At 44.1% G+C, this 22,256-nt stretch carries 21 protein-coding genes; 7 read left to right on the top strand and 14 right to left on the bottom strand.

Going from position 1 to position 22,256, the window contains the following annotated elements; translation table 11 throughout:
• Nucleotides 1-11: 11 nt before the first annotated feature.
• A complete protein-coding gene (locus IGI84_RS02470) occupies nucleotides 12-740 on the bottom strand; it encodes a GntR family transcriptional regulator, LSA1692 subfamily (protein WP_016609636.1) in 729 nt (242 codons plus the stop codon).
• Nucleotides 741-766: 26 nt separating this feature from the next.
• Entirely contained in the window at nucleotides 767-1,609 is an 843-nt protein-coding gene (locus tag IGI84_RS02465) for a YitT family protein (protein WP_005227341.1), read from the bottom strand.
• Between the two features lie 247 nt (nucleotides 1,610-1,856).
• On the opposite strand from IGI84_RS02465, the gene IGI84_RS02460 reads away from it, so the two are divergent.
• A complete protein-coding gene (locus tag IGI84_RS02460; RefSeq protein WP_005227339.1) occupies nucleotides 1,857-2,288 on the top strand; it encodes an Hsp20/alpha crystallin family protein in 432 nt (143 codons plus the stop codon).
• A 131-nt stretch (nucleotides 2,289-2,419) separates the two neighbouring features.
• Here the strand turns inward: IGI84_RS02460 and yajC are convergent, their stop codons facing one another.
• Both yajC and tgt read right to left on the bottom strand, forming a co-directional pair.
• Nucleotides 2,420-2,761: a preprotein translocase subunit YajC gene (yajC, locus tag IGI84_RS02455; protein WP_005232170.1), complete on the bottom strand. Its 342-nt coding sequence runs from the start codon at nucleotides 2,759-2,761 to the stop codon at nucleotides 2,420-2,422.
• Nucleotides 2,762-2,844: 83 nt separating this feature from the next.
• On the bottom strand, nucleotides 2,845-3,990 hold the full coding sequence (gene tgt / locus IGI84_RS02450) for a tRNA guanosine(34) transglycosylase Tgt (RefSeq protein WP_005227333.1): 1,146 nt from the start codon (nucleotides 3,988-3,990) through the stop codon (nucleotides 2,845-2,847).
• 198 nt (nucleotides 3,991-4,188) lie between these two features.
• On the opposite strand from tgt, the gene IGI84_RS02445 reads away from it, so the two are divergent.
• Nucleotides 4,189-4,899 carry a DUF975 family protein gene (locus tag IGI84_RS02445; RefSeq protein ID WP_010748743.1) on the top strand — a complete coding sequence of 237 codons (711 nt, stop codon included), beginning with the start codon at nucleotides 4,189-4,191 and terminating at the stop codon, nucleotides 4,897-4,899.
• Between the two features lie 448 nt (nucleotides 4,900-5,347).
• On the opposite strand, the gene queA is transcribed toward IGI84_RS02445, so the two are convergent.
• The gene (gene queA, locus IGI84_RS02440) at nucleotides 5,348-6,379 is read right to left on the bottom strand and encodes a tRNA preQ1(34) S-adenosylmethionine ribosyltransferase-isomerase QueA (RefSeq protein ID WP_428219052.1); all 1,032 of its coding nucleotides are present in this window, start codon (nucleotides 6,377-6,379) and stop codon (nucleotides 5,348-5,350) included.
• Between the two features lie 352 nt (nucleotides 6,380-6,731).
• Here queA and IGI84_RS02435 point away from each other — a divergent pair, with 352 nt between their 5' ends.
• From IGI84_RS02435 to IGI84_RS02420, 4 genes are read left to right on the top strand one after another with little or no spacing between them, the layout of a single operon-like run.
• On the top strand, nucleotides 6,732-7,907 hold the full coding sequence (locus tag IGI84_RS02435) for a betaine/proline/choline family ABC transporter ATP-binding protein (RefSeq protein ID WP_005227327.1): 1,176 nt from the start codon (nucleotides 6,732-6,734) through the stop codon (nucleotides 7,905-7,907).
• Between the two features lie 3 nt (nucleotides 7,908-7,910).
• Nucleotides 7,911-8,546, top strand: coding sequence for an ABC transporter permease (locus IGI84_RS02430; RefSeq protein WP_016609633.1), 636 nt, complete (start codon nucleotides 7,911-7,913; stop codon nucleotides 8,544-8,546).
• Complete coding sequence (locus IGI84_RS02425; RefSeq protein ID WP_060792624.1) at nucleotides 8,546-9,466, top strand: osmoprotectant ABC transporter substrate-binding protein; 921 nt, start codon at nucleotides 8,546-8,548, stop codon at nucleotides 9,464-9,466. Before IGI84_RS02430 ends, IGI84_RS02425 begins: the two co-directional genes overlap by 1 nt.
• A 4-nt stretch (nucleotides 9,467-9,470) precedes the next feature.
• Nucleotides 9,471-10,133 (top strand): ABC transporter permease, encoded by a 663-nt coding sequence (locus IGI84_RS02420; RefSeq protein WP_005227316.1) that lies wholly within the window; start codon nucleotides 9,471-9,473, stop codon nucleotides 10,131-10,133.
• Between the two features lie 130 nt (nucleotides 10,134-10,263).
• On the opposite strand, the gene IGI84_RS02415 is transcribed toward IGI84_RS02420, so the two are convergent.
• From IGI84_RS02415 to IGI84_RS02395, 5 genes are all read right to left on the bottom strand, one after another.
• Nucleotides 10,264-13,095, bottom strand: a complete 2,832-nt coding sequence (locus IGI84_RS02415) for an endo-beta-N-acetylglucosaminidase (RefSeq protein WP_430600682.1) — start codon at nucleotides 13,093-13,095, stop codon at nucleotides 10,264-10,266.
• A gap of 191 nt (nucleotides 13,096-13,286) precedes the next feature.
• Nucleotides 13,287-13,553, bottom strand: a complete 267-nt coding sequence (locus tag IGI84_RS02410; protein WP_002294198.1) for a Txe/YoeB family addiction module toxin — start codon at nucleotides 13,551-13,553, stop codon at nucleotides 13,287-13,289.
• The gene (locus IGI84_RS02405) at nucleotides 13,553-13,816 is read right to left on the bottom strand and encodes a type II toxin-antitoxin system Phd/YefM family antitoxin (RefSeq protein ID WP_086293915.1); all 264 of its coding nucleotides are present in this window, start codon (nucleotides 13,814-13,816) and stop codon (nucleotides 13,553-13,555) included. Before IGI84_RS02405 ends, IGI84_RS02410 begins: the two co-directional genes overlap by 1 nt.
• A 155-nt stretch (nucleotides 13,817-13,971) precedes the next feature.
• Complete coding sequence (locus tag IGI84_RS02400) at nucleotides 13,972-15,912, bottom strand: glycoside hydrolase family 127 protein (protein ID WP_430600678.1); 1,941 nt, start codon at nucleotides 15,910-15,912, stop codon at nucleotides 13,972-13,974.
• A gap of 50 nt (nucleotides 15,913-15,962) precedes the next feature.
• A complete protein-coding gene (locus IGI84_RS02395) occupies nucleotides 15,963-16,862 on the bottom strand; it encodes a helix-turn-helix domain-containing protein (protein ID WP_140966214.1) in 900 nt (299 codons plus the stop codon).
• 120 nt (nucleotides 16,863-16,982) lie between these two features.
• Between IGI84_RS02395 and IGI84_RS02390 the strand changes: the two genes are divergently transcribed.
• Nucleotides 16,983-18,245, top strand: a complete 1,263-nt coding sequence (locus IGI84_RS02390; RefSeq protein ID WP_140966215.1) for a glycoside hydrolase family 27 protein — start codon at nucleotides 16,983-16,985, stop codon at nucleotides 18,243-18,245.
• Between the two features lie 66 nt (nucleotides 18,246-18,311).
• On the opposite strand, the gene IGI84_RS02385 is transcribed toward IGI84_RS02390, so the two are convergent.
• Genes IGI84_RS02385 through IGI84_RS02370 form a run of 4 tightly spaced genes read right to left on the bottom strand, consistent with a single transcriptional unit; the run spans nucleotide 18,312 to nucleotide 22,253 of the window.
• Entirely contained in the window at nucleotides 18,312-19,502 is a 1,191-nt protein-coding gene (locus IGI84_RS02385) for an arabinan endo-1,5-alpha-L-arabinosidase (RefSeq protein WP_189372340.1), read from the bottom strand.
• Nucleotides 19,503-19,553: 51 nt separating this feature from the next.
• Nucleotides 19,554-19,820: a DUF6171 family protein gene (locus IGI84_RS02380; protein WP_140966217.1), complete on the bottom strand. Its 267-nt coding sequence runs from the start codon at nucleotides 19,818-19,820 to the stop codon at nucleotides 19,554-19,556.
• Between the two features lie 3 nt (nucleotides 19,821-19,823).
• Nucleotides 19,824-21,269: an alpha-N-arabinofuranosidase gene (locus IGI84_RS02375; protein WP_430600675.1), complete on the bottom strand. Its 1,446-nt coding sequence runs from the start codon at nucleotides 21,267-21,269 to the stop codon at nucleotides 19,824-19,826.
• Nucleotides 21,270-22,253: a glycoside hydrolase family 43 protein gene (locus IGI84_RS02370; RefSeq protein ID WP_430600673.1), complete on the bottom strand. Its 984-nt coding sequence runs from the start codon at nucleotides 22,251-22,253 to the stop codon at nucleotides 21,270-21,272.
• Nucleotides 22,254-22,256: the final 3 nt, after the last annotated feature.

Raw genomic sequence — 22,256 nt, 5'->3', positions numbered from 1 at the left:
AAGGATTGATTTTATTTTTGACGCACTAATGTATTTTTGAAGGTATATTTGTCTGCTCGGTAATAGGATGTATCGTATAAGATCGGTTTGGCTGATGCGGAATAGGTCATCGAATGGACCAAAAGCATCGGTTCCTCTTGAGGCACCTGTAAAAGTTTCGCAATATCGGCAGGACTTTTCACAGCTTCCACCTCTTGATGGGAATAACCAATCTCGATGTTGGCTTCAATGACTTGATACAAAGACGACTCTAATTGAGCTTTCGTGAGTTCTGCGGTGTCTTCTTGCAGATAGCGTTTCAGTACGTAAAGATTTTCCACCGTCATCGGCTCATCATCAAAGTAACGCAAGCGCACCAAATAAACGATCGGTTCCTTGGCGTAATCGCCAAACAGCTGACCAATCTCTATCGGGAGCTCTTTGACGGTTTCGATATGCAAAACTTCCGTACGGGTCTTTTTCCCTTGAATTTTGGCGGTCTCGGTAAAACTTTGGAGCCCGCCAGAGCCGCTTTGGATCTTGGGCTGTTTCATGACATAGGTTCCTTTGCCTTTTTCTTTCACTAACAAATTCTGGCCAATTAATAGATCGATGGCTTTGCGCACCGTTAAACGGCTGCACTGAAATTCCTCTGCTAAATCATAATCGGAAGGAAGCTTTTGGCTCGTCACGTACGTACCTTCATGAACCCGTTGCGCAATCTGCTGGGCAACTTCTTGAAATACTGCTTGTTTTTTCAACGTCTCTCCTACTTTCTTTCACTTTGCTACCATTCATAAAACGATCGATTGGCACTGACGCCAGAAGAAACACTGACAAACGCTTGTTCATCGATTCCTTGGATCATGCCTTCGACGGTCTTGAGTTCTCTATGGGAAATGACCAGTAATAATAGTTTTTTCTGTTGATGATCAAATCCACCTTCGACATCGTTGATGACCGTGATGCCTCTCTGCAAGGCACATTGCAACGTCGTAATGACGGGTTCTGCTTTTTCTGTAACGACCAGCAGCTGTACACGCCGCTGCTTCAGGTTGACGTAGTCGACCATCCGCCCACTGATGAAGAAGGAAATGGCACTATAAAAAGCATAAGGCCAGCCAAAGATCAGCCCAGCTGCTAGCTGCAAACTGACATTGAAGCCGATAAAGAAACTGCCGATACTTCTACCAGTGGCTTTTTTCACTAAAATCCCTAAAATGTCAAGCCCACCCGTTGAAAAATCGTCGTTCAATGTCAAGCCCACCGACACCCCGTGCAGCAATCCGCCAAACACGGCACAGATCACCGGATCGGTCGTTAAAGCAATGACCGGTACTACCTTCATCATAACAGAAGACAGGACGACGGTACAAACCGTCATGATGGTAAATTCTCGATCGATTTTGACCCAAGCAACCGCTAACAATGGCGCATTAAAAAAAAGCACCAAAAGCGGGATCGAAAGCTGCAGATTCAACTGCTCATCTAAAAGCTGCGACAACAATTGCGACAAACCAGTGATCCCACTCGCATAAATATTTCCCGGCAGCCAAAAGAGATTTAGGGCAATCGACGACAGCAATGCATAGATCAAAGCAACAAGCATTCGTTTTCTATAACGTGCCATGTTTTTCCTCCTCCACTTCGCTTTTAGTATATATCATTAAGTATATACTGTCACGCAGAAAAAGCAGTCGAAATGAGGGGAAAAACAGGAACGAAGCAAGGTAAAAACACGCCAAAATCAAGGAGTAAAACGTTGGTATCAAAGGTTTTTTAAGATTTTTTTAAAGCGAGTAAATCACTTGAAATTCGCTAAAAAACGAATAAAATAAAAAGTGTAAAAACAAAAGAATAAAGAAAGGATGATTCTTATGACACATGAGATTGTGCCACGCCGCTCAGATTCATACAGTATGACACCTTTTGATTTCTTTGAAGATTTTGGCCGCAGTTTTTTTGATGGGTTTCCATCGAACCTGATCAAAACCGATATTCACGAGAATGACAAGGAATTTCTCGTTGAAGCAGAACTGCCTGGCATCCCTAAGGAAAATATTCAAGTAACCTATGAAAATGGGGTTTTAACGATTACGGGACAACACCAGACGGATCATGCGACCGAAGATGAAAAAGGACGTCTGGTTCGCAGCGAGCGCAGCTTGACAAGCGTTCGGCGGCAATACCTGTTAGAAAACGTCAAAGAGGATGAAATCAAAGCCTCTTACGCTGAAGGAATTTTGAAATTGACGTTGCCAAAAGACCAAGGCAAACAAGCGTCAAAGAAACTGATTCCGATCGAGTAACGAAGGCAATCAAAGCACCGCAGCAAAACGAGCGATCTCTGTTTTGCTGCGGTGCTTGTTTTATTTTAGAAACTGTCCGACTACTAAAAAAATGCACCATCGCTTCTGAGAAAGCGACGGTGCGTTTGTGCTTATTCTTTGGTTTCGTCTTGGATGCTCGTTGCGTCTTCGACATCAGCTGGTTCGATTTGTGTTTCAACGGATGCAACAGTTCCAGGTTTCACTGTGCGGATCGCTGAACGATCAAACTCTAAGAAAATTCCTTCACAGTCGATGATCACGGTGCTTTTTTCTGTGTTGACTTCAGAAAGAACGCCGTGGAGTCCGCCGATGGTTACGACTTCATCGCCAGCTTTCATATTTTCTAAAAGATTTTTACGCTCTTGCTGTTGTTTCTTTTGTGAACGACTCATAAAGAACCACATTGCCACTAAAGCAACCAGCATAAAGAGCATTGGTAAAGATTGTGCCATTTTTTTCACCTCGATTTATTTTCTTTCCTATAAGATACTTTATCAGAATTCCTCTATTATTCCCACCATTTTAGTAGAGAATGTTAGAAATTCCTCGCATTTTCCTTGTTGAACCCATACTCTTCAATAAAATGCTCACGGAACTCCAACAAGTTGTCATCCATGATGGCTTGACGGACATTTTTCATCAGATTCAATAAGAAGTAGACATTGTGGTAAGACGTCAAACGCATACCAAAGGTTTCATCACATTTGATCAAGTGGCGGATGTACGCACGAGAATAGTTTTTACATGTATAGCAATCACACTTCTCGTCAATTGGTCGAAAGTCACGGGCATATTGCGCATTTTTCACGACTAAACGACCTTTCGAAGTCATACAGGTACCGTTTCTTGCGATCCGTGTTGGTAAAACGCAGTCGAACATATCGACACCGCGAATCACGCCATCGATCAAGGAGTCCGCTGCCCCAACGCCCATCAGGTAACGTGGTTTGTTTTCTGGAATCCAAGGAGTTGTAAATTCCAACACGCGATTCATTTCCGCTTTTGGTTCGCCAACTGACAGGCCGCCGATGGAATACCCTGGGAAGTCCATACTGATCAAGTCTTGGGCACTTTGCTTGCGCAAGTCTTCAAAGCCTGCACCTTGAATGATCCCAAACAAGCCTTGACGATCTGGATTGGCATGGGCTTTCAAGCCACGCTCCGCCCAGCGAGACGTCCGTTCCACCGATTTTTTGACGTAGTCATAGCTTTCATCAAATGGCGGACACTCATCAAAACTCATCATGATATCTGACCCTAATTTGTTTTGGATATCAATCGCTTTTTCAGGAGATAAAAACATTTTCGACCCATTCAAATGGTTTTTGAAATGGACACCTTCTTCGACGATGTTGCGCATTTCGGCTAATGAAAAGACCTGGAAACCACCTGAATCTGTTAAGATCGGTTGATCCCAATTCATAAATTTATGTAAGCCGCCTGCTTCTGCAACAATGTCTTCTCCTGGACGTAACCACAAGTGATAGGTATTGCTTAAAATGACGCCTGCACCCATTTCTTTCAACTCTTCAGGGGCAAGGGTTTTGACCGTTGCTAATGTGCCGACTGGCATGAACATTGGCGTTGGAAAGGTTCCGTGAGGCGTGATCAATTCGCCTAAACGGGCACCGGTATGCTTTTCTTTCTTTATCAGACGATAACGAATGGCTGGTTCCGTCATTCATTTCCCTACTTTCTCTCTATACTCGATTAACTGTGCAACGCTATCTATGATAAGGGTTGCCCTTACATTTTGCAAGGAAGTTTAAAGAAACTAAGAGTATTTTCTCCTAGTCATGCGAAACATCTATTACTTTTTTTTGAAGATTTAGCGAAAGTTTGCTATCATGTTATTTATATTGAAGGGAGGTTTTTTGAAATGAAATCAAATAGAGAACTAAAAGCAGAAGCAAAAGCAATGCTGCGAGGACGCTGGAAAGACAGTGTTTTGATGTGTATTGTACCGACTTTGATCTCGATCGCTATCGCATTCGTCATTATCGTCCTTACTGTTATTCCATTGTATCAAAGCGGTATGTTCAATGATCTTGGTTCTACCGATGCAGTCAATTCCGCTAGCGGCAGTGGTGGCAGTGGCGGCGGCGGTTTGATCAGCGGTCTATTTTCTGCCTTATTCGGTGCTGGGATCTCTTGGACTTTCCTTGATCTTTTACGCGGTAAAAAACAGTCGATCCAACCCTTTTCTGATGTCTTTCGTGGCTTCAGTGGTGCTTTCGTGTTAGGGATCATCGTCATTTATATTCTCTCGACTATTTTCACGACGTTGTGGACGTTCCTGTTTATCATTCCTGGGATCATTAAAGCTTATTCTTATTCTCAAGCATATTTTGTCTTTTATGATACCTATGAAGAAACGGGCATGCGGCCAGATTTTCTCAGCTGCATCACAGGTAGCCGTCATTTAATGAGAGGCTACAAAGGTCAACTGTTCATCCTTGATCTGAGCTTCATCGGCTGGCACATTTTGGCCATCATGACTGCAGGAATCGGCTACTTATGGCTGACACCTTACATCAGTGCAACCAAAGCAGCGTTTTATGACAATCTGCCTAAACGAGCACTTGCTTAAAAGATCGGTTCGCCGGTCTTTTTTTTTGAGGAAAACGACCTTTTTCTTTTGCAAACGCTTCCGTTTCGTGTTATAGTATAGGTGTAAGGAAGGTAGCAACTCTGTTGGTGGTTTTCGTAAATATCGCAAACTCAATCTACTAAAAGTTGTTGAACGTACAAGTTTCACCTAGTACCAAACGTGTAAAGTAACAAGAAGAAAAACGTAACAAGGATCGAACATTTCCATATCGAAAAATGATACGTCTCATTTTGTATCGGAATACACGAAACATGTGTAAGTTTGTAAATGAAAACAAATTTTCGAGAAACATTGCTTTGCATGGACCACAAAAAGCGACCACCACTTATACCTTCCTCTAGTAGTAAGCTGGGCGACAAAAAAGCAGTTCTAAAAGTTGAGAAATTGATTCAACTTAAAGAGCCGCTTACGTCGCTCAGTTTTTTATTTATTTTAAGAACATCGCATCGCCAAAGCTAAAGAAGCGATATCGCTCATCGATGGCATGCTGGTAGGCAGAAAGTGTTAGGTCGCGTCCTGCAAAGGCACTGACTAACATCACTAAGGTTGATTTTGGTAGGTGGAAGTTAGTAGAAAAAGCTTCCACGATTTTAAACTGATAGCCTGGCGTGATAAAAATACTCGTCCACCCACTATCGGCTTTGATTTGCCCATCAAACTTGGTCCCAATGGTTTCTAATGTACGGATCGAAGTCGTTCCGACTGCAACGATCTTGCCGCCATTTGCCCGAACCTCGTTCAATTGCGAGGCAGCTTCTTCTGTCAAACGGTAAAATTCGCTGTGCATCTCATGATCAGCGATATTATCGACACTAACTGGACGAAACGTTCCTAAACCAACGTGCAAAGTCAGATAAACCAGCTTAACGCCTTTTGCTGCGATCTGTTCTAGCAATTCTGGGGTAAAATGCAAGCCGGCAGTTGGTGCGGCAGCTGAGCCGTTTTCTTTGGCATAAACCGTTTGATAGCGGTCTGGGTCTTCTAGCCGTTCTTTGATGTAAGGCGGTAACGGCATTTCGCCAAGTGATTCCAGAATCTCTAAAAAGATTCCTTTGTATTGAAAACGAATGATCCGGCCACCGTGATCGAGCTCTTCTTCCACCACTGCCTCTAATCGTCCGTCGCCGAAGGTGATCTTCGTGCCGACTTTGGCTCTTTTGGCTGGCTTGATCAAGGTTTCCCACGTATCCCCTTCAATATTATTCAGTAAAAGGATTTCCAGATGGGCACCGGTTTCTTGTTTTTCGCCATAGATACGAGCTGGTAATACCCGTGTATCATTCATCACCAAGGCATCACCGGGTGCTAATTCATCAATGATGTTATAGAAGTGCTTGTCCTCAAATTTGCCAGTCTCGCGGTCAACCACTAATAAACGGGAACTTGAGCGATCACTTAATGGCGTTTGAGCGATCAGTTCTTCCGGTAAGTCAAAATCAAAATCTTCAGTTGTAAGCATGTTGTTCCTCTCTTTCCCTAAATTCTTCTCTATTCTAGCATGTTTTTATAAAAATTGAAAAAACAGCTTTTAATTCTGCCCTTTCTTAGAAAAAATTAAAGAGACTGCTGCCAAGGCGTTCTACAAAAAAGCACCCCTTTTCCCAATGAAAAATAACGAGGGAGCTTCGCCGTTTCTTTTCTCTATGCATCGCTCCTTAATTTGGACTTGCTTATGGCGCTATTTTCAGTTTTGTCTATACAATTATGAAAAAAATGGGCAGATTATTTGAATAACACGTGACTTTTCGGCATACTTAGTACAGATTATAAGCCATTATTCAGATTGCTTAAATAAAAATAGAGGTGACATCATGATTGAGTTTCAGCAGGTATCCAAAATTTACAAAGGTGGTAAAGTCGCTGTTGAAGATGTGAATCTTTCCTTTGAAAAAGGCGAATTCATTTGCTTCATCGGGACAAGTGGTAGCGGAAAGACGACTTGTATGCGGATGATCAACCGTATGACGGATCCTTCTAAAGGAAAAATCTTGATCAATGGAAAAAGCGTTACAGAGATCAACCCAGTAGAGTTACGCCGTCAAATCGGCTATGTGATCCAAAGCATCGGTTTGATGCCTCACATGACGATTCGGGAAAACATCACATTGGTTCAAAAATTGTTAAAAGTCAGCCAAGAAGAACGCAACAAAACTGCCGAGCGCATGATCGACTTAGTGGAATTGCCGCGAGAAATGCTCGACCGTTACCCCAACGAGTTGTCTGGGGGGCAACAGCAACGGATCGGTGTTGTCCGTGCCCTGGCAGCTGACCAAGATGTCATTTTAATGGATGAGCCTTTTGGCGCACTAGACCCAATTACTCGTGACTCCCTACAAGATTTGGTCAAAGACTTGCAAGAACGGCTTGGAAAAACTGTCGTCTTCGTTACCCATGATATGGATGAAGCATTGAAGCTTGCTAGCCGCATCGTGATCATGAGTGAAGGAAAAGTCATTCAATTTGATACACCAGAAAATATTCTGCAACACCCAGCAACACCGTTTGTGGAAGAATTGATCGGTGAAGACCGCTTGTTACAAGCAAAACCTGACACGACGCCAGTCAAAGACGTAATGTTAAATACCCCGATCGCTATCACACCAGAAAAATCCTTACAAGAAGCGATTCACTTGATGCGGGAAAAACGGGTCGATACCTTGCTGGTTACCGACAATAGCAACGTGCTAAAAGGCTACATCGATGTCGAATCCATCGACCGCAACCGTGGCAAAGTTACTAGTGTCGGCGATATCTTGAACAAAGATGTCTTTTTCGTTCGCGAAACCGCCTTGTTGCGGGATACCTTGCAACGTATCTTAAAACGCGGCTTAAAATATGTGCCGGTAGTAGATGCCGACAAACATTTAGTTGGGATTTTGACCCGTGCTTCCCTAGTTGATATCGTTTATGACGTGATTTGGGGCGATGAGCCATCGATCATGGAAGCCATTGAGTCGGCGAAACCTGAAGAAACTGAGGAGGTCTAGCGCATGCAAAGCTTCTTTAATGAATATGGCGGCCAATTGGTCACCAAAAGTCTCGAACATTTGTATATCTCCTTTGCGGCTTTGCTCTTAGGGATTCTTGTTGCCGTACCGATCGGTGTGATCTTGACCCGTTTCCCCAAAGCAGCAACGGTCGTGATCGGCATCACCAGTGCGCTGCAAACCGTGCCTTCTTTGGCCCTATTGGCATTGATGATCCCGATTTTAGGTGTCGGAAAAGTCCCTGCTATCGTCGCTCTTTTCATTTATTCCTTGTTGCCGATTTTGCGAAATACCTACATTGGAATGAAAAAAGTCGATTGGAATTACCGCGATGTTGCCAAAGGGATGGGGATGACCAACTTGCAGTCGATCATCAGTGTGGAATTACCCCTAGCGATCCCAACGATCATGGCAGGGATCCGCTTATCGGCCGTGTATGTTTTAGCCTGGGCTACCTTGGCTTCTTACATCGGTGCCGGTGGACTTGGTGATTTGATCTTTAGCGGACTAAACAACTACCAACCGCCTTTGATTTTTGCTGGGACGATTCCAGTGACGATCTTTGCTTTATTAGCTGACTGGTTGTTGGGTTTGTTAGAAAACAAACTAACACCAGCTGCCTTAAGGGGGGATGCGTAATGAAAAAAACTTCAAAATTAGCGCTGTTGTTTTCCTTAAGTGTCGCTTTACTGTCCGGCTGTTCCTTTCCCGGTTTAGCATCGACTTCTGATGAGAATACCGTGGCGATCACAGGTGGGATCACTTCCGAAGCCCAAATTCTTGGCGCGGTGGTTGCCGGTATGGTCGAACACTATACGGATAAAAACACAACCGTCATTAACAACTTAGCAACAACGACCATCAATCACCAAGCGATGATGAATGGCGATGCGTCGATCTCAGCTGCCCGCTACACAGGAACTGACTTGACCACGACGTTAGGGTTGGAGCCAGAATCTGATCCGCAAGCCGCCTTTGACAAAGTCAAATCAGAATTTGAGCAACGGTACCAACAGACTTGGTTCCCTTCATACGGCTTTGATAACACATATGTCTTTCTTGTCAGAAAAGACACTGCCGAAAAATACGGATTGGAAAAAGTCAGTGACTTGAAAGATGTCGCAGATCAATTAGTTGCAGGGGTCGATACCGCGTGGATCACACGGGTCGGTGATGGGTACGATGGCTTCCAGAAAGCCTATGGGTTCTCTTTCCAAAATATCCTACCGATGCAGATCGGTCTCGTTTATGATGCTGTTGATAACGGAAAAATGGATATCGTTTTAGGGTACTCAACCGACGGCCGGATCGGCAGTTACGATCTCGTGATGCTAGAAGATGATCTAAACTTCTTCCCGCCTTATGATGCCGCACCGATCGTCGATGACAAATTATTGAAAGAAACACCTGAAATCGGCGATGCCCTGAACAAATTAGCAGGCAAAATCGATACCGAAAAAATGCAAGAATTGAATTACCAAGTGGATAATGACCTTCTAGAACCAACGGTAGTTGCCGAACGTTTCTTAGAAGAAAATAATTACTTCGAAGGAGAGTGACGAAATGGCAGACATGAATTTATTCCAACAATTTCTTTTCTATTTTCAAGAAAATGGCGGCTATGTTTTTGCCCAGTTCATTCGTCACTTCTTGATTTCAATCTACGGGGTACTTTTTGCCTCGATCGTCGGCATTCCAATCGGGATCTTGATTTCTAAAAAAATGCGTTTGGCAGATTGGGTGATTCGTTTCGCCAATATCATCCAGACGATTCCATCTTTAGCGATGATCTCGATTTTAATGATCGGCATGGGCTTAGGTGTGAATGTCGTGATTTTAACGATTTTCCTTTATTCTTTGTTACCGATCATCAAAAATACCTATACCGGCATGCGCCAAGTCGACCGCAATACGTTAGATGTCGGCAAAGGGATGGGGATGACTAGCTGGCAACGATTGTATATGATCGAATTGCCATTGTCTGTTTCGGTGATCATGGCAGGGATTCGAAACGCCTTAGTCGTGGCGATCGGTATCACCGCTATTGGGGCTTTCGTTGGTGCTGGTGGACTGGGGGACATCATCATCCGTGGAACCAATGCGACGGATGGTGCATCGATCATCTTAGCCGGTGCTTTACCAACTGCCTTGATGGCGATCATTACGGATCTTGGGTTGAGCTTTATTGAACGCCGCTTAGATCCAGCCAGCCGTACGTCACGCTAAATTTATTGGGAAAAAGCAAAAGCCGTTGTGACCATTTATTGGTCGCAACGGCTTTTTTGGTTCGGTCATTTTTCAGTAAAGTATCGCTTCAGTCGCTTCCCTTCTTAGGGTTAACGCCCTGCTCTTTTCGCTATTTATCCATTCCGTATACTTCGACTTCATAGATTCGGGCTGCTGAGTCTGCTCCTTGTGTTGGTTTATCGATACTGATTTTTACATATTGCACCTTCTTGACGGCAAACGTATTGGTGCTAGTGCCAGCTTCATTTTTCAACGTTCGTGAAACTGGCTCATAGTCTTTGCCATCTTCACTGATGAGCACCGTATACGCCCGCGTATTCATGTCTGGACCTTCTCCACCAGCCTCCGCATGAGCGAGGCGTACTTCACTGACCGTTTGTGGTCGACCGAGATCGATCATCAACTCATGAGGCGCATTGCCTGTCGCACACCACTTCGTACTCAAATCACCATCGAGGGCAAAAGCCGGTGCTTCGGCATCATTGACAAACGATGAAGCAGTTGCTTCGGCATCTTTTGAAAGCAGCATTAACTCTTTTGGCGCATCAGCAGAAATCGTGATCAATCCCGCCATTTCCAGAGGGGTCTCTCCTGCTTCGTTTTTGGCAACAAGCGTGACTTTGTAGGTACCTGGTTCCGAATAGGTCACTTGGGGATTTTCTTCTGTACTGCTGGTGATATCGCCGCCTTCAAACGTCCATTCAAATGCTTCGGCATTCGCAGATGAGGTATTCGTGAAGGTGATCGTTTCCCCCGGTGCCGCTAAGGTTTTAGAGGCTGTAAAGGCTGCTTTTGGCAGCTGATTGTTCGGCCAAGTGATCTCCACCGTATCGGATAGCTTGCCGCGATTGCCATAGCGATCCACTGCCACCACCGCGAACTTGGTTCTCGTCCCTTTTGGTCGTTCAACGGCATTCAAATAGTGGTTGGTTGCTGGCGTAGCTGCTAAGAAAGAGCGTGAGCCGTCATCGTTCAATTGGTAGACCTCATAAACCGCAGCTGTCTTGTCCTTGGCAGCTTCCCACGTTAAACGGACACCCGCATAGTTGCCCTCTTCTTCATCAAAGAGCACATCCTCAACCGTCAATGCTTCGGCAGCGAATTTCTCCGCTTTCTGATCTCCGATCGTTAATTGCCCTAAATTCAATTCATAGACATCACTGGTTTCTTTCGTGGTTATGTCATAACCGATCGCTGTCACTTCTCCTTTGATGTCTTTCAATGAGTAGGTGATCGTCGTCCAGTCTGTTGCGACCTCTTTGTCTCCTTTGATTGTTTGTGTCGAACCATCGGCTAAGGTCACGACCAAATCAAGAGTTGTCGGTACCGTTGCTTTGACAGTCGTCGTCAGCTTCGTCTTTTTCGTCACAGGAAATGCTGTCTGATACAATGCCATGTGACTGGTACTGCCTTTTGTCATCTGTCCACGTAGTTTCAGTGCATTTCCGCCATTGTAGGCATCCGCATAATTGATTGATACAGCCAAATCATTGTCTTTTCCATGGTCAAAGACCCAACGATAGGTCGGCAAAACAGCTTGCAAACTCCGATTGTTCCAATTGCGGCTGGACACTTTTTCTCCCTCGATAAAATAGTTGTAGCCATTCCCCAGACTAAAATTCGTCACAAAAGGCAGCTCTGTGATAGCGGTCTGTTCCAGGGCATACGTGGAGATCCCAGGCCACTCTGTCGCTTCTGGCAGCTGGCTTTCCCGAGGATCACCCGTGTTATTGACCCAAAAAGCATTCTCTTTGCTTTGGAAGTCATCCGGCGTACTAGCAGAAGAATAGGTCCAGCTAGGCACATACAGGCCCAATGAAGTATAAGGAACGCCTTTTTCATCCGTAAACAGATCCCAGCGCACAGGCGTTGCATAGCCATTTTCTTGTACATCGATCCCAGCAAAAAGATCGTAAGGATCGACACCGATTTCACGGGCTTTTTCATTGGAGGCCTTCAACAGCTCCTTGTCCGCCAGTTTGTCAGTGGTCCACCAGAAATTCAAGAACATACTGTCTGCCAATGGGTTCATCTCTGCATCCACTAAATAGGCTTTGTTCTTATCCGTCAGAGCATTTTGCCAATCCATTTTCCCATCACTCGTCATGGAATCATACCACATGATCTCTAAATGATCGTCGGCTTGTTCTTTGAATTGGGCGATCAGTTCTTGCATCGCTTTGGCGTGGCTTTCATTTAGTCCTTTACCATCAGCCCCCGATTGTTCGACACCTTCCGCTGCATCATCAAAACTAGTGACCGCCGTATCGGTTTCTTGATTGATGAACCAGCCATCAAAGCCATACGTATTGGCAACTTCGATCATCTTTTCTACGATCGGAAAATTGCCATCCTCATCTTTAGCTAAAAACGTATCTAGCCATTCCAACTTCCCACCATGGGCAGTTTGCGGAAAGAAGATCGTTCCTAAAACCGGCACGCCATTCCTATGAGCAGCATCTGTCACATCAGGACTTGGCGGTACGATGATCCCTTCGCCTGAAGAGCCGCCCCAATAAACCAATTGATCGATGTATTGCCAATAAGAAAAGACATTGGCATCAAAGGTATTGATCCCTCGTGGTGCATTGCCGCTCGTACTGCTATTCATGATCGAAAGCGCCACGACTTTGGTTTCTGCCGTTTGCGTGTCATTCATCTTCGGCAACGTCTCTTTAGCTGCCCGCTGCGCTAATGGAACAACGCTGGTATTGTATTTCGCATCTGGATCTTTTTCAAAAGACCATGCCAACAAATCCTCTGGGAACCAATAAGACGACTCCGGTTGATTGTCCATCGCTTTTTCCAACGTACTTTTGGCTGTTTCCTGGTAAACGACTTTTCCCGTTGTCTTCGCCTCACTTTGGGTGCAGCCGCCGATTGCCGTTGCCGCTGCCAATACCAACAAAGATACGCCAACTTTACTGATTTTCCTTGTCACACTTCTTCCTCCTTGTTTTACATAAACCCGCCAACATTCCTATACTAAAACGATAACGCTTTCAAAGGTAGGAATATAGGAACAAATTAAAGAAATCATGCAACAAATCCAAGAAGGTTGAGTTTAGAAAAAAAGAGCCTCCTTTTTGGGAAGCTCTTGGTCAACTAGCTAAAAAATCAGCTCTTCACACTTCATTCATAATGTGTCCATGCAGAATAAATTTCCACAACTTTATTTTCCTCATCAACTTTGTAAACCACTCGATGTTGCCTATTCAGCCTACGTGAATATCTGCCTTCATGTGTAGGTCTCAGCTTTTCAAAAGACTGCGTGGGCATATATGGATCTTCCTTCAAGGTCTGAATCACTTCTTCAAACTGTTTCTTTAAATTCGATTGTTTGATTTTCCTTAGATCCACTTTCGCAGAGTTTTTGATTGCGACTGTATAGTTACTCATCAAAGAGCTTCCCAATCAATATCATCGATATCCGTAAAGCCACTGTCGTCTTTTTCGCGGTCTCGTACTTTGTCTAGAGTACCTGTTTGCTCAAGAAAAAGGGTTTCTTGAATCGCTCTCCAGTCTTCTAGCCCAATCAACACCGCATTGTTTCCACTACGATCACTAATAATCTCAATTTCAGTATGGTTTTCATTTACATCTTTCAATAACTGATAAAAATTTTTGCGAGCAGTGCTAGGATTCATCGTTGTATTAGCCATTGCCTCTCCTCCTTTTCTTGATATAATTATAGCGTACCTGATTGAGTACGTCAAAAATACAATAATGCACTTATATACAGCGAACTTTTCCCGCTATTTTTACATAGAAAAAAAAGAGCCTCCTTTTTGGGAAGCTCTTTGGCCCTGCTTACTTCTTACTCCTTTCCAACGAGCGGCAGCCAAACGCGCATTTCGCCTATGCCCCGATTGCCCCATAAATGGTATGGGATCAGTTGCCACGTACGAGGTATGACCGTTTCCGCTCGTTCTTCGTAAAGGGTTGTTCCCGACCATTCTTCGCTTTGGTAGCCTTTGATCGCCAAACGTAAAGTAGTTGGCAACAACGTATCCTCTTTCGCAAAGGTCGCCTCCAGCGCCTGTGGGTCGATGCGGCAACGCCAGAGTGCTTGACCATTGTCGGCTTCTTCTATGCAATACACGAAGGGGCCACGTTGCAATGCGACTTGATTGATAGCTTGAATAACTTGAGGATTCGCACGCAGGATTTGCAATGGTTGTTCAAAACGGATATTGGCCGTCACGTTTTCGACTGCCTCAAAGATGATTGCCTCGTTCGTCTCCTGCCATTCGTGTTCACTATCGATTTGAAACTTACTTAGTCCGTTAGGTTTGTGGATGATAAGCGTCTTTGGAATGCCTTGATAGCGAATCGTGAGGTCCTCTGTAAAAGGAAACCCGCCCGTTTGTTCAAACGTAAATTGATCAGGTTCTTCTAAACGGCTTGCTACAAATAAATTCACGTAAAGCTTCTCTTGATCGCAAGTGTAAACCAAGCGCTGCAGCGAAGCGACCATCCGTGCAAAATTCGGCGGACAACACGCACAACCGAGCCAATCGGGTCGTTGGGCTTTGACGTGACCTTTGCCAGGATTTTCTTGATCTCGTTGGGGATTGACCTCCAAAGGATTCACGTAGAAAAAGTGTTTGCCGTCAATTGCCGCACCAGAAAGGACGCTATTATACAACGCTCGTTCCATCGTCGCTAAATATTTTGGTTCATTGGTTAGTTTGAACAGCTCAAAAGAAAATTGGACCAATGCAATGGCAGCACAGGTTTCACAATACATCGTATCATTTGGCAAATCATAGGGACCGACAAAGGCTTCCCCGTGAACGGTTGAGCCGACGCCACCGGTCACATACATTTTCTTACAGGCGATGTCTTCCCAAATCGCTTCACAAGCGTCGATTAATTCTTGATCTTGGGTATGCTGGGCGACTTTTGCCATCCCGCTTGCCATATACAGCATTCGTACCGCATGACCTTTGGCTTCATGCTGCTTTTTAGGTTGATCGTAGGCTTGTAAATAGGTGAGGTCTACCCTTGGCGTTTCATCCGATAAGCCATCCGCTTGGTTTTTCAAAATTTCTTTTTCGTAAAAGGCAGGATCTTCCCCACGTACTTCAAGAAAGAAATCAGCTAATGTCAAATAGGTTTGTTTACCGGTGTATTCATACAAACGCACCAGCGCCAATTCGATCTCTTGATGGCCATCTGCACCTTGAATTTTTTCAGGCTCCCGCCCAAAATGCGTGCAAATATTGGCGATATTTTTCTCTGCCACGGTCAGTAATTTATCCTTGCCTGTCGCTTGATCATAAGCGATAGCCGCTTCGACTAAATGCCCGGCACAATAAAGTTCATGACTGAAATACAGCTGACGGTATTTTAACTTCGGTCGGGTCAATTGAAAGAAGGTATTTAAGTAGCCATCTGCTTCTTGCGCCGCAGCAACTAAGTCAATCACTTCATCTACTGTCTTTTCCAATTGCGGATCGCTAGTATTCAACAAGCTATACCCAGCTGACTCGATCCATTTGTAGACATCGCTATCTTGGAAAAACCAGCCGAAATGTTCTCCTTCCATTTGCCTTGCGGCGATGCGAAAATTCGCCAATGCATGGCTTTTCCCAGCTGGCAAATTGGGATCTTCCCGTTCTGCTTGAACATCTACATCGATTTCATCATTTAGGACTTGGTATTGGTAAGGAATCGTTTCTTTGCGAACAATCTCTTGGTATCCTTGCCAAAACTCGTCCGTGAGCTGGATCTTGTTTAATGCGAATTCTTTCATTACGTTCTCCTGTTCTTTTACTTTTTTATGCTTGATCATTCAATTCATATTTACTTCATTAATAAAAAGTTCGGATCATCTCCTGTGATATGTTGCCCTGCCTCCTCTTTGATCGTTTGCTTATATAAGAGCTGGTAGGCTTTAGGACTCATGCCTTTTTTCTGTTTAAAGGTATTGGTAAAGTGCTGCCTGCTGTTGAATCCTGCTTGAGCGGCAATTTCGACGATTGGCAGCTGACTATTGCTTAGTAAAAATGCTGCCTGTTTCAGACGCTCACTGGTGAGAAAATGGTTGACCGTCACTCCCAGTTGCTCATGAAAGAGTTTATGCAAGTAGGCTTTCGTAATCCCCACCGCCGCTGCGATTTGGGGGACTTGAATATCTTCATCAAAATGCTGTTGAATATAGTCGATCGCAGCGTTCACATAGCAATTGCCCCGTTTGGTTTCTTTCGTACGTAATGAAAAGGCTAATTCCATCAGCATCCGCTTAAACAAGAGCTCGATCGTAAATTGCCGTTCAGCAGACGATTGCTCTTGAGTATCATCGATCATTAGCAGCTGCAGCAATGACTTGATCGCTTGTCCAAATTGGCGGACATCGCGACTTTTCGCGTAAGGCTCATTCAATTGTACATTTCCTTTGATGTGTGCAAAAACATCACGAACACAAAGGGCGGACGGTGTCTCACTTAGAAGAAATTCAATATTCAGTAATGTGCAGGAATCTCCTTCAACGAGTAAGGCGTGTTCCACAAACGCATTTATGAAAACGAAATCATTTCTTTCCAGAACAATTACTTGATCTTGCACCTTTATCTTACACTTCCCTTTGGTCACAAACATGATCTCACACGCTGGGTGTTGATGTGGATCCATGGAAAAACGCTCAAGGGCAACACTATAGTATGCTGTAATCTTCGCATAGTTTGTTTCTTGTGGAAACACCATTGATCAACTCCTTTTTTATTCGTTGACGATTTCTTTCTTTTTTATTTCTAGTAGACAAAACTTTCCCTCTCTTTTTTATTGCTTACTATACTATAAGAAAAACGTACTAGGAGGAAATCGATGTCTTTTTTACATTTTGCACAAACACCCCCAATGGGATGGAATTCTTGGGACTGCTATGGCGCTTCTGTAACCGAAGCAGAAGTGATCGCCCATGCTGATTTTATGGCAGAGCATTTGAAAGCTTATGGTTGGGAGTATGTCGTCGTGGATATTCAATGGAGCGAACCAGAAGCAAAGTCTACAAGGTATAATGATTTTTATCCGTTGTGTATGGACGACTATTCTCGCTTGATTCCTGCTGAGAACCGCTTCCCTTCAGCAAAAGATGGCGCTGGTTTCAAAAAACTTGGTGACTATCTGCATCAAAAAGGGCTGAAGTTTGGTATCCATATCATGCGCGGCATTCCACGACAAGCAGTTCATCAAAATACGCCGATCAAAGGAACGGATAAACGGGCACGGGACATTGCTATGAATTCAATCTGTCCTTGGAATTCCGATATGTATGGGGTCGATGTTTCATTGCCTGAAGGACAGCTTTATTATGATTCTTTGCTCGAATTATATACTTCTTGGGGTGTTGACTTTATAAAGGTGGATGACATCGGCGATTCGAAAATTTACGGTGATGCCCATAAAGCAGAAATCAAAGCGATTCGCCGTGCGATCGATCGATCCGGTCGAGAGATCGTCCTTTCTTTGTCTCCCGGACCAGCTGCCCTCAAAAATGGTAGTTTCTTTCAAAATCATGCCAATATGTGGCGCTTGACGGATGACTTTTGGGATCATTGGGACGCCCTTTACGCCATGTTTGACCGAGCAGCAGAGTGGGCACCTTTCGTTCGTCCAGGTAACTGGCCTGACTGTGATATGCTGCCGTTGGGTCATATCGGCATTCGGGCAGTTGATGGTGGCGGTGGTGATAGCTGGACACGTTTTACGGAAGACGAGCAATACTTATTGATGAGTTTATGGACGATCTTCCAATCTCCATTGATGTTCGGTGGTACTTTACCAGACATCGATCCCTTTACCTTACGTTTATTGACGAATACTGAAGTCTTAGAAATGTATCGAAGAATTCATACGAAAAAAGAGTTCTATCGTGATCAAGAGTGGATCATTTGGGAGGCGTTGAGCGACACAGCAGTCTACTATGCCATTTTCAATGTTTCTGATCAAACGCAAACCATCCCAAAATCGATCGCTGCTTTACTACCAATTAAAAGCGGCACTGAGTTATGGCAACAAAAAGAACAGACAATTGCCGATGCTGAGGTTCCTACTCATGGTGTCCGATTATTAAAAGGCAATATTTAGTAAAGCCGGCAGCAGTATACGTTTATAAGCAGCACAATGCAACCTACTCATTGTGCTGCTTGTTTTTTATTCTTCGTACACTTTTCGACCAAGAAACGCTACGCCTTGATCATTGATTCCAGAAAAAAACAACCTTTCTTTTTGGTCGATGTACTCATAATATGGGACAAATTCGTTTTCTCCCCACAAGTAACTTCGTCCTTCTTTTTTTAATGCTGTTATTTCTTGCAGCTGAGAAGATATAACTTGAGATTCATGATCAAATTGGATGATTTCCCACTTTCCTAACAGAGTTTCCTGCTCTGGCATTCGTGAAATACTTCCTTGATAGATTGAAGTAGAGATTACTGGCCAGCCTGATTCCAGCCAATAGAGTTTACGTATCTGTAAATGGAATTGGTCACTGAATGGTTTTCTCCGTGCATGATGCACAACGAAGCTTTCTTTATTGGTTTGCGTAAAGATCGAATTATGACCAGGAGCGTATACAACTGGTTCTTCTGAGAACTGATAGCTCCCCAACAGTTTAGTCCCTACTTCGGTGGGCGTCTTTTCTTGATCCGTCATGGCCGTACCATGCCAGTCCAGATATGGCCCTGTAATTTCTTTTGCTCGGGCGACACGGATATTATACGAATCGTTAAGGGAGTCGAAAGAAACAAACAAATAATAATAATCGGTTTCAGGATGATAATAGATAAATGGGCCTTCAATAGCAGTATCAACTGTTTTCGGACGAAAAGCAATCCGTTGACCATAGCTCTTTTCTTGAAGTTTTCCAGTTTCTTTGTTCAATGGAGCAATATAGATTCCGCCAAAGAAAGAACCATAGACAAACCACTGTTCACCCGAGCGGTCAAAAGCAATATTGGCATCGATCGCGTTATGCTGTGCAAGAGTAGCATTGGTTTTAACAACCTCTCCTTGATCTTCCCAAGGGCCCAAAGGATCTGTTGCTGTAGCTAAGCCAATAAAAGAAGTGGTACTGCCGAATGTCGAAGCAGAATAATACATACGGAATTCGTCCTTGTAGCGGATAACTTCCGGTGCCCATAGTCCTTGAGCTTTGCTCCATTTTACTGCTGGTTCAGGCATTTCTGACAATGCCTGTTTCTCAAATTGCCAATGGATCAAATCTTTTGAACGACGAATTGGTACACCTGCCGTTTTGGGCTGTTGGGTGTCCGTTGAATATAAATAAAAGGTGCCTTCATGTTCAATAATCGTAGGATCATGAACCCCATTGATCGCTGTCATGTCTTCCCTCATCTCCTAATTGATTTATGCTATTTTATAAAAACAGGACAGCTACTTGACGAGCTGTCCTGTTTGTTCCCACATTCCTGCAGGACAGTTTTTCTTAGCTAAGTTTGCGCGAAACCGATAAAAGCAGCCGCATTTGGTACAGGTATGATTCAATCGCAATGGACAAGCCTCACAAACAGCGATTCTCCTACTGACGATCTCCGGCGAAGCCAAGTCGCTTTCTAAAGAAAGTTGTTCTGCAATCAAGGATTCAATGTCTTCCTGTGCTGCTGCAGCAGCATCTTTCACTTCGCACCCTTTACAAGTCATGGGTCAGACTGTCAATGAGATCGTTAGAACACTCATTGCTGGCACCCGCAAGCTGACTTTGTTCTCTTCAACATTGTAAGCGGTGAAGTCTTGGATCACCACATCTTCAGGATGATCAAAATCATTGTGTGCGTTCATTTTGTCCCCCACGATATAACGAGCTTCTTTCACTTCATTGATCGCTGTTTCAAGGGAGAAGGATAATTCTTCCGTGCCTTGGGTAGCAAAATTACAAACCGATAGATGGATCGTATCTTCTTTTTTCGAAATTGTATACGTAATGGTATCGCTGCTGGTTCCATGGCTATCAATGGTTTCAGCATCTTGATGGACTTTGTACAAATCAAATACATGATAGCTTGGGGTTTTCACCATTTGTTCGCCATCTGTCAAAATCATCGCCTGCAGGACGTTGACGGTTTGTGCGATATTTGCCATATGCACTCGCTTGGCATGTTTATGGAAAATATTCAAGGTGATCGCTGCGACCATGGCATCACGAATCGTATTTTGTTGGTATAAGAAGCCTGGATTCGTCCCAGGTTCTGCTGAGAACCAAGTGCCCCATTCATCAACAATGATTCCCACACGCTGTTCTGGGTCATACTGGTCCATGATCGCGCTGTGGCGGGTCAATAATTCATCCATGTAGGCTGCTTTTTCACAGGTCACTTGCCACTCTGCCTCATCAAATTCCAAGGCGCTACCTTTTTCTTCCCAGCCCTGCGGATGAACGTAGTAGTGCAAGCTTAGGCCGTCCATCAACCAATGGGCGTTTTTCATCAGCGTTTCTGTCCAATGATAGTCTGCGACATTCGCTCCGCCAGCAACTTTGTAGATTTTTTTGTCACCGTATTGGCGGACATAGGTTTGATAGCGGCGATACAGATCCGCATAGTACTCTGGCCGCATATTGCCGCCGCAGCCCCAGTTTTCGTTTCCTACGCCAAAGAATTTCATTTCCCACGCATCTTCGTGGCCATTTTCTCTGCGAAGATCAGCCATCGGAGAAATGCCATCCATCGTGATGTATTCCACCCATTCCGACATTTCTTGCACCGTTCCGCTGCCGACATTGCCGTTTACATACGCGTCACATTCCAGCTGCTTGATCAATTCAAAAAATTCATGGGTTCCGAAATGATTGTTTTCAGTCACGCCGCCCCAGTGCGTGTTGACCATCGTTTTGCGGTTTTCTTTAGGACCGATCCCGTCTTTCCAATGGTATTCATCGGCGAAGCAGCCGCCTGGCCAACGCAGCACAGGGATTTGAATGTTTTTCAGTGCTTCAACCACATCGATTCGCATCCCATTTTTATTTGGGATCTGCGAATCTTCTCCAACGTATAATCCTTCATAGATACAACGGCCTAGATGCTCTGCAAAATGACCGTAGATATATTTGCTGATCGTTGTTCCTGATTTTGTGTTTTGAATGTTAATCGTCAATCAGTTCACCTTCATCTCTAATTTATTGTTTGCGACCGGCTCGCCAAAGACTGGGAATCCTTTTTCATCCCAAGTGAATGGTTGTGCAACTGCATGTCGATTCGGGTTTGCCAGAGGATCGCCTGCCTGATTTTTTTCTGGTCTTGCATGATAAACTAAAATGTCCTCACCATCTGCCCCTTTTGTAAAAGAGTTATGTCCCGGTCCATATTGAGAATTCCGTTCTGACGTTTGAAAGACTGGCTCTTGGGATTTGTGCCAAGAAAATCCATTCAATAAATCACTATTTTCGTCTGTCCACAATAATCCCATAGCGTAATTTTCATCTGTAGCACTGCCAGAATAAGTGATAAAAATCTTACCATTTCGCTTAAGCACGGCTGGTCCCTCATTCACCATGAAACCAATCTGTTCCCAAGGGTATTCAGGGATCGATAGTAAAAGCTGCTTTCCTTTTAGCGTCCATGGATTTTCCATTTCTGATAGATAAAGATTAGAGTTTCCTGGAATTCTTGGATCTTGTTGCGCCCAAACATAATAAAGTTTCTCCTGATGTTCAAACACAGTTGCATCCAAACTAAAGCTTTCAAATTGCGTGATGACCTGTCCTTTTTCTTCCCATTCCCCTTCAAAAGGTTCACTTGCATTATTTTCGATCACGAACATTCGATGATGATGATTTTCATTTCTGATCTCTTCATTATCACTCGCGGCAAAATAGATATACCACTTATCAGCGATAAAATGAATTTCTGGCGCCCAAATCAATTCACTCATTGGTCCCGACTCATGTGCCTGCCAAACCGTCTTTCTTTCCGCATCTTCCAGTTCATTGAGGCTTTTCGCTCGTCTAAGTTCAATCGACTGATACCCAGGAACTGAACCTGTAAAATAATAGTAACCATCGGAATGTAAATATACCCAAGGGTCTGCTCGTTCATACACGATTGGATTTTGTATTGTCTCTGCATTTGCTTTTGCCATACC

The organism is Enterococcus sp. DIV0008 (genome assembly GCF_050542615.1).
GTDB lineage: Bacteria > Bacillota > Bacilli > Lactobacillales > Enterococcaceae > Enterococcus_D > Enterococcus_D innesii.
This window is presented reverse-complemented; position numbering and strand designations above follow the sequence as displayed.